The organism is Neobacillus drentensis, assembly GCF_036966985.1.
In the GTDB taxonomy this organism is placed as follows: domain Bacteria; phylum Bacillota; class Bacilli; order Bacillales; family Cytobacillaceae; genus Neobacillus; species Neobacillus drentensis_E.
This window is the reverse complement of sequence record NZ_JBALSN010000096.1, coordinates 1-7,338: the sequence shown is the minus strand read 5'-3', so window position 1 is coordinate 7,338 and position 7,338 is coordinate 1. Positions and strand designations below refer to the sequence as shown.

The window sequence follows — 7,338 nt, the reverse complement described above, 5'->3', positions numbered from 1 at the left end:
AGTCGGGAAGCAAGTAAAATGTCCTTCGGAAGGGCACCGAAGGACAAAACACGATAGCGCAACACTATTGATTGGTATCAGGGATTCTTAGTTACATGTTCCATGCGGGCTAGGGCAGCCGTTTGCTTCTTTTTCTACTTGGATGGTGCTGTGTTCGATGTGAAATTGGTCGTGAAGGATCTTTTGAGATTGCGAGAGGATTTCATCATGAACACCGTTATCTAATATGGTAATATGGCAGCTCAAGACGGGATACCCAGAGGTAATTGTCCAAATGTGCAAATCATGGACTTCCTTAACCAATGGGACCTTTTTAAGTTCCTCTTTCACAAGACTGATATCAATCTGTGATGGCGCACCCTCCATTAAGATATGAAACGAGTCCTTCATAACCCTGTACCCACTTAGGAGAATCAAGACAGCAACAATGACACTCGCGATCGGATCTGCTATTCCCCAACCGAAAAACATGATCAATAATGCGGCAACAATCGCGCCCACCGATCCTAGCATATCTCCGAGAACATGCAAGAAAGCACTTCTGACATTCAAGTTTTCGTCCTTGTCACCCTTCATTAATATCCAAGCAGCGATAATATTAACGAGCAGCCCCGTTACAGATATCATCAGCATTCCAGTACTTTGCACCTCTGGAGGATTGAAGAAGCGTTGAAAAGCCTCAAAAAAGATATAGATGGAAATAACCACAAGAGTTAAGCCATTCAGGGCTGCAGCGATAATTTCAAATCGTTTGTAGCCATACGTTTTTTCCGGCGATACCTGTTTCTCACCGAGCTTGATGGCAAAAAAGCTTAACCCAAGTGCGGCAGCATCACTCAGCATATGACCTGCATCTGACAAAAGCGCCAAGCTATTTGTTAACAGACCACCAATTACTTCAACTACCATAAAGGCAGCAATTAATATGAAGGAACTCAACAAAGCCTTTTTATTACTCGTATGTGAATGACCATGTGAATGACCATGCGAATGGCCATGTGAATGTCCGTGATGGTGATGACCCATGTTTATCCCCCCGGAGCTCTCTGGCTAGAGTGGCTCATTTATTTATCTGTTTCTAAACCGAAAATATTACGATTAAGGCTAGTGTTTTCCAATCTTTATTTTTCGATACATACCCTAAAACAGCCAGTTTAATCTACCTATTCCTTTACCCTTAAAAGTCGTAAACCGTTAATGGTAACAAGTAAGGTCACACCCATATCAGCAAAAATAGCTATCCACAAAGTAAGCCAGCCCGGAACAACCAGCAGAAGGGCTAAAAGCTTAATAACTAATGATAAGGTAATATTTTGCTTAATAATTTGCAGGGTTTTACGACTTAGCTTGATGGTAAATTGCAGCTTTTTTAAATCGTCGTTCATTAAGGCTATATCCGCCGTTTCAAGGGCTGTATCCGTCCTGCCCCGCCCATCGCAATCCCTACTGTAGCGGCTGCCAGCGCTGGCGCATCATTTACCCCATCACCGACCATTCCAACTCGACCAAATTGTTCTTTAAATTTTTTAATAAAAGCTAATTTATCCTGTGGAAGCAGCTCCGACTCAATGCTGGTCACACCAACATGGCGGCCGATTGTCTCAGCGGTTGCAGCGTTGTCACCCGTAAGCAATATCGTGTGTTTAATTCCTAGGTGGTGCAATTGTTCGGTGACCATTCGGCTGTTGTCTCGAACTTCATCCGCTACCGCAATTAAGGCAAGGACTTCCGTTGAGGTTCCGGCAATCATAACCGTTTTCCCTTGATTTTGCAGGGTCATAATTTGTTGCATAATCTCTTCAGGTATGTTTGTGAATAACTTTGTGTTCCCCACACGATACTCCGTTCCATTCACTTTACCTATAATACCTTTCCCAGTGATCGAAGCAAATTCATCTACCGGAAAGTCGGAATTGGCTGCCTTTTTGATGATAGCCGTGGCAAGGGGATGCTGTGATTTCCTTTCCAATGATGCAACGATATCATATAAATTTTCATCGCCACTAAACTTAATATAATCGGTTACGACTGGAACACCTTTTGTCAGGGTTCCCGTTTTATCAAACGCAATCGCCTCGAGTGCGCCAGCTTCCTCTAAAAAGTTCCCCCCTTTAATCAGCACACCGTTACGGGCGGCATTCCCAATTGCTGTGACAATTGAAACAGGGGTAGAGATGACGAGGGCACATGGGCAGCCGACAACTAATACAGCAAGACCTTGGTAAATCCACTCCTGCCAGCTGGCCGCGAATAGAAGCGGCGGAACTATCGCCACCAAAGCCGCCACCACCATGATGACTGGTGTATAGTACCTTGCGAACCGATCCACAAACTGCTGGGATGGAGCCTTTTCTGCCTGCGCTTCTTCTACTAAATGAATAATTTTTGCGATAGTTGTATCATCAACCAGTTTAGTAACCTTTACTTTTAAAAATCCTTCTGCATTTAACGTGCCAGCGAAAACTTCGTCATTGATGGCTTTTTCTACAGGAACCGATTCACCGGTGATCGCTGCCTGATTGACATTTGAAGCCCCGTCAACAATGACTCCATCCATCGCAATCATTTGTCCGGGCTTTACGACCATGATATCACCGATTTCGATATCTTCTGCTTTCAAGGTAATTTCTTTTCCATTCCTAAGAACCAGTGCCTCTGTCGGGGCGTGCTCCATCAGGGATCGAATCGAAGCCCTCGCCTTATCCATAGAGTAGCTTTCCAGCACCTCGCTAATCGCAAATAAGAGAACAACCACTGCCCCCTCGCTCCACTCACCAATGATTGCAGCGCCGATAATCGCCACCGTCATCAGCGTTTTCATATCGAAATCGAGCCGGAGTAAATTTTTCAAACCGGTTTTAAAAAGAGGGAATCCTCCTAGTAAAATAGCAGCTGCGAAAAGGGTATTTAAGGAATAAAGATAGCCAGCAATAAGGAACAACAATGACAGCCCTAAAAGGCCGTAACGTTGCCAAAATGGTTTTTTGCTGCTGACTGGCGGGGTTTCTTTTTCCGGAAAAATGGTCAATTTATCAAATGCACCCGCTTCATTTATATTTGCTAAAGTCGTATTTCCATAGACTGTGAGCTTTGCTGCTCCAAAGTTAATCTTTGCATCAACCACACCATCCAGGTGTTGGACGTTCTTTTCGAACTTTGCGGCGCAGCTGGTTCAGGAAAGTCCTTGGACTCGGTAGATTTGTTTTTCAACTGTTTCACCCACGGCCGGCCACCTCCTCCTGATGAGCAACCGCGATATGAATTAATTGCTTCACATGGTCATCGTCAAGGGAATAATAAACAAGCTTCCCCTCTTTCCGATATTTCGCAAGCCCAAGGTTTTTTAGATGTCGCAAATGGTGAGAGGCTGTAGCTGTTGTTGCCCCAACGATATTAGCGACATCACAGACGCAGAGCTCTTCTTCAAGGGTCAAGGAGTAGGCAATTTTCAAGCGTGTTTCATCAGATAACGCTTTAAAGAGCTTGCTAACTTCAGGGATATTTTGATCTTTTTCAAGTTGTTGTTGAACCCGAGTGGTTTTCTCATGATCCACACAGGTAACCTCGCAGACATCTCGCTCTTTCATTCTGGTCACCCTCTTCATTCAAATGTTCGTTTGATTATATGATATTCAAATGGTGGTTTGAGTGTCAATCTTTTTACACATTATTCATTCAAAAAGAAAGTGTTCATTCATTCAAATAATATTTTTAATTTTCCCACTATTAATCGAGCTATTGTATTCCATAATGTTATAGCGTTATAATATGTTAGAGTAATAATACGGTAACGTACTAAAGTAAATTAATAATAGATAAGGTGGTAGTTGAAATATGAAACGTATATCAACGATTGTTTTAGTTATGGCAGCATTATTCTCCATCCTTACGGGTTGTTCTTCTAAGACATCTGAAGCAAAGGACAACACGTTGGTCATTGGGATCGATGATAAATTTGCTCCAATGGGGTTCCGAGATGAAGATAACAAGATTGTTGGTTTTGATATTGATTATGCCAATGCAGCAGCAGAAAAAATGGGGAAAAAGGTAAAGTTCCAACCGATCGATTGGAGTACAAAAGAAGCGGAACTTAGCAGTGGAAGAATTGACCTTATTTGGAACGGATACACTATTACAGATGAACGTAAAAAGAAAGTTCTTTTCACAAAACCATATTTAAAAAATGCCCAAGTGGTTGTGACCATGGCTGATTCAAAGCTATCTAAATTAGATGATTTAGCGGGTAAAGTAGTCGGCTTGCAAACACTATCTTCCGCATCTGATGCTTTAGATGCTTCACCAATCAAAGCGAAAATAAAGACAGTAACCGAGTTTGCAGATAATGTCCAGGCTTTAACTGATTTAAAGAGCGGCCGGTTGGATGCGGTAGTTATTGATGAAGTTGTCATTGATTATTACATGTCGAAAGAAAAAGAAGCCTTCAAGATTCTTGACGAATCACTAGCCCCTGAAGAATACGGTATTGGTGTTAAAAAAGGAAACGATGACTTACTGAAAAACCTGCAAAAAGCACTTGACGAGATGAATGAGGATGGCACAGCTGCCCAAATCTCGGAAAAGTGGTTTGGCGAAAATAAGGTCTTAAACTAATAATGAATATATAGCGAACAGGATTTCCACAGGGAACCCTGTTTTGCTTTTGGAGGAACATCAAATGTCTGTTGATTATCTAATTTCCATACTAAAACCTATGCTCGAAGGGGCACAGATGACCATCCTCTTGTTTTTGATTGCCATTGTCGTGTCTATTCCNNATATTTATGTCATGCGTGGAACACCGCTTCTACTCCAGTTGTTATTTATCTGTTTCGGGCTGCCGATGATTCCAGTGGTTGGTGAATATTTGGTTTTGGATCGCTTTGTGGCTGCATGTATCGGTTTCATCTTGAACTATGCGGCTTATTTTGCTGAAATCTTCCGCGGTGGGCTGCTTGCGATTGATAAGGGGCAATATGAAGCCTCGCAAGTTCTCGGTTTAAATAAATGGCAGACCTTAACGAGGGTTATCCTGCCGCAAATGTTCCGGATTGCCCTTCCATCTGTTGCGAATGAATCCGTGACATTAGTTAAAGATACCGCCCTCCTTTATGCAGTTGCTGTACCGGAATTGCTGCATTTTGCGCAAACAGCGGTCAATCGTGACTTCACCATTGTCCCTTTCTTTGTGGCAGGGGTTATTTATTTGATCATGACGCTCCTGTTAACTATGGTCTTTAAAGGGCTTGAAAAACGGTTCAAATTTGAATAAGAAGGAGCGGTGAAGATGCCTGTTATTGAAATATCTAACCTAAAAAAATCATATGGCAACTTAGATGTCTTAAAAAATATTACATTTGATGTTCATAAAAATGATGTTGTTGCGGTAATCGGTCCATCTGGTTCAGGAAAAAGTACGATGCTCCGCAGTTTGGTCCATCTTGAAAAAATAGACGCCGGCAGTATTGTTGTTTCTGGAAAGCATTTAGCCAAAAATGGCATCTACGCAAATCCGCAAGAATTAAAAGAGATTAATGCGAAAATGGGGATGGTCTTTCAGCATTTCAACCTCTTTCCGCACCTTACCGTGAAAGAGAATTTGGAACTTGCCCCAAAAATGCTGAAGAAGGAATCGGCTGCTAGTATACAAAAGAGAAGCAGTGAGCTTCTTGAGAAAATTGGGCTTGCTGACCGTGCCGCTGCCTATCCTGCAAAACTTTCAGGCGGACAGAAACAACGAGTAGCTATCGCCAGGGCACTCATGTTAAATCCAGAAATTCTGCTCTTTGATGAGCCGACTTCTGCCTTAGACCCAGAATTAACGGGTGAGGTGCTGAAAGTCATGAAGGATTTGGCGGAAGAACATATGACAATGATTGTCGTAACCCACGAGATGGGCTTTGCCAAGGAAGTAGCAAATCGCGTAATCTTCATGGATAACGGGGAGATTGTTGAATCCGGTTCGCCAGTCGAATTGTTTACGAACCCTAAGAATGAACGAACGAAAGCCTTTTTAAAACGTAGTTTAAAGTGATTTTAGAGCGCAAAAAACGGCTGATTTCTCAGCCGTTTTCTTATTTTTCCACTGAATCATCCTTTCGTGCCACCCAAAATGCCACGCCAATCGATGCAAACATGACCAGAAACGGGGCATAAAACAGCAAAAAATCATCCATCACATTCCCTCCTTAAGCATGTTCATCATTCCGATTTCCTTGGACATAATCTTTATTGAATAAAAACAATTTTAACAACAGGTACAAAGACGGGAGAAGTAATCCAAGTCCTGCAATAAAAGCCACAATCAAGGCAATCGCCATTGATTGATTGGTAAAGCTGTCGTACAGGGTGAGATACGGATACAGTAAATACGGATAATGGGACGCGCCGTAGGCTAGAAAGGCAAGTGCAAATTGCCCGACTAGCAGCCAGAATGCAAGGCCATAGGAACGACGCTTCCAAATGAAATACACGGTTCCCGCAAAGAATACAACCGACAACCCGAACAACCACCAGAGGTCGAGTAATCGCTGATAATGTTCAGGGTTGTGTGTCCTCATTTCAAAAATAATTCCTGCAGCAGTGATAATTGCTGGTCCGGCCCAGCTAAGCGCATATTTCCGCAATAGATTCGTTGCTGCCTCGTCCTTTGCATGATGGGCATACCAAGTCAAAAATACAGCGGATATATATAACACCGCCGTCAGACTAAGGACGACAATACTCCATGATAATGGGCTAGTAAACAATGCCCAATAATCGAGGACCGGTGCCGAATTTTCAATTTTCACGAAGCCGCCTTCCGAAATGGACAAGACACTAGACAACGACGCAGGAATGAATAATCCCGTTAACCCGTATAAAATGGTGTACCGCTTATGCTTAAGCCCTCCGTAAGTGGTAAACGCATAATACGCCCCTCGAATCGCCAGTAGAATAAGCGCGATACTAGCTGGTACAAGCAGGGTGGTCCCAAAGTAATAAGCTGTTTTTGGAAAGAAACCAACCATGCCGACGAAGAAAAATACTAAAAACACATTGGTGACTTCCCAGACAGGCGATAAATAGCGTTGAATAATCTTCGTCAAAATATGCTGTTTCCCCGTTAAAGTACTAAATGCGTTAAAAAAGCCTGCCCCAAAGTCGATCGACGCGATGATGATATATCCAAAAAGAAACAGCCCTAATGCGCTGATTCCAATGATTTCAAGTGTCAAAATATATCACCTGCTTTCTCTGAAGCACGGTCTGCCAGTTCCTGTTCCACTGTATTTTTTCGGAACATCCGCCATAGGACCACCACACTGCCCACACCGAGGACAAGATAAAGCCCAGCAAATA

General features: G+C 42.8%; 7 protein-coding genes and 1 pseudogene. 3 read left to right on the top strand and 5 right to left on the bottom strand.

The window, feature by feature from the left end; genetic code table 11:
- Positions 1-87 precede the first annotated feature (87 nt).
- The 3 genes and pseudogenes from V7659_RS06975 to V7659_RS06965 all read right to left on the bottom strand — a co-directional run bounded on the left by V7659_RS06975 (position 88) and on the right by V7659_RS06965 (position 3,587).
- Positions 88-1,026, bottom strand: coding sequence for a cation diffusion facilitator family transporter (locus V7659_RS06975; RefSeq protein ID WP_335539013.1), 939 nt, complete (start codon positions 1,024-1,026; stop codon positions 88-90).
- Positions 1,027-1,163: 137 nt separating this feature from the next.
- Positions 1,164-3,223 (bottom strand): annotated as a pseudogene (locus V7659_RS06970) (heavy metal translocating P-type ATPase).
- Positions 3,216-3,587 (bottom strand): ArsR/SmtB family transcription factor, encoded by a 372-nt coding sequence (locus tag V7659_RS06965; RefSeq protein WP_335539011.1) that lies wholly within the window; start codon positions 3,585-3,587, stop codon positions 3,216-3,218. Before V7659_RS06965 ends, V7659_RS06970 begins: the two are co-directional and overlap by 8 nt.
- Before the next feature lie 247 nt (positions 3,588-3,834).
- Between V7659_RS06965 and V7659_RS06960 the strand changes: the two genes are divergently transcribed.
- The 3 genes from V7659_RS06960 to V7659_RS06950 all read left to right on the top strand — a co-directional run bounded on the left by V7659_RS06960 (position 3,835) and on the right by V7659_RS06950 (position 6,031).
- Positions 3,835-4,611 (top strand): amino acid ABC transporter substrate-binding protein, encoded by a 777-nt coding sequence (locus tag V7659_RS06960; RefSeq protein WP_335539010.1) that lies wholly within the window; start codon positions 3,835-3,837, stop codon positions 4,609-4,611.
- A gap of 64 nt (positions 4,612-4,675) precedes the next feature.
- Positions 4,676-5,269 carry an amino acid ABC transporter permease gene (locus tag V7659_RS06955; protein WP_335539008.1) on the top strand — a complete coding sequence of 198 codons (594 nt, stop codon included), beginning with the start codon at positions 4,676-4,678 and terminating at the stop codon, positions 5,267-5,269.
- A 15-nt stretch (positions 5,270-5,284) separates the two neighbouring features.
- The gene (locus tag V7659_RS06950) at positions 5,285-6,031 is read left to right on the top strand and encodes an amino acid ABC transporter ATP-binding protein (RefSeq protein WP_335539007.1); all 747 of its coding nucleotides are present in this window, start codon (positions 5,285-5,287) and stop codon (positions 6,029-6,031) included.
- A 40-nt stretch (positions 6,032-6,071) separates the two neighbouring features.
- On the opposite strand, the gene cydS is transcribed toward V7659_RS06950, so the two are convergent.
- Together cydS and V7659_RS06945 are read right to left on the bottom strand one after the other, a co-directional pair.
- The gene (gene cydS, locus V7659_RS32065) at positions 6,072-6,173 is read right to left on the bottom strand and encodes a cytochrome bd oxidase small subunit CydS (protein WP_420491279.1); all 102 of its coding nucleotides are present in this window, start codon (positions 6,171-6,173) and stop codon (positions 6,072-6,074) included.
- 12 nt (positions 6,174-6,185) lie between these two features.
- Entirely contained in the window at positions 6,186-7,214 is a 1,029-nt protein-coding gene (locus V7659_RS06945; RefSeq protein ID WP_144554057.1) for a cytochrome d ubiquinol oxidase subunit II, read from the bottom strand.
- Positions 7,215-7,338 lie beyond the last annotated feature (124 nt).

What these genes read in the sequence shown, in the direction of transcription:
- V7659_RS06975 (WP_335539013.1), bottom strand. Translation starts at nt 1,026, where the DNA reads ATGGGTCATCACCATCACGGACATTCACATGGCCATTCGCATGGTCAT.
- V7659_RS06965 (WP_335539011.1), bottom strand. Translation starts at nt 3,587, where the DNA reads ATGAAAGAGCGAGATGTCTGCGAGGTTACCTGTGTGGATCATGAGAAA.
- V7659_RS06960 (WP_335539010.1), top strand. Translation starts at nt 3,835, where the DNA reads ATGAAACGTATATCAACGATTGTTTTAGTTATGGCAGCATTATTCTCC.
- V7659_RS06950 (WP_335539007.1), top strand. Translation starts at nt 5,285, where the DNA reads ATGCCTGTTATTGAAATATCTAACCTAAAAAAATCATATGGCAACTTA.
- cydS (WP_420491279.1), bottom strand. Translation starts at nt 6,173, where the DNA reads ATGGATGATTTTTTGCTGTTTTATGCCCCGTTTCTGGTCATGTTTGCA.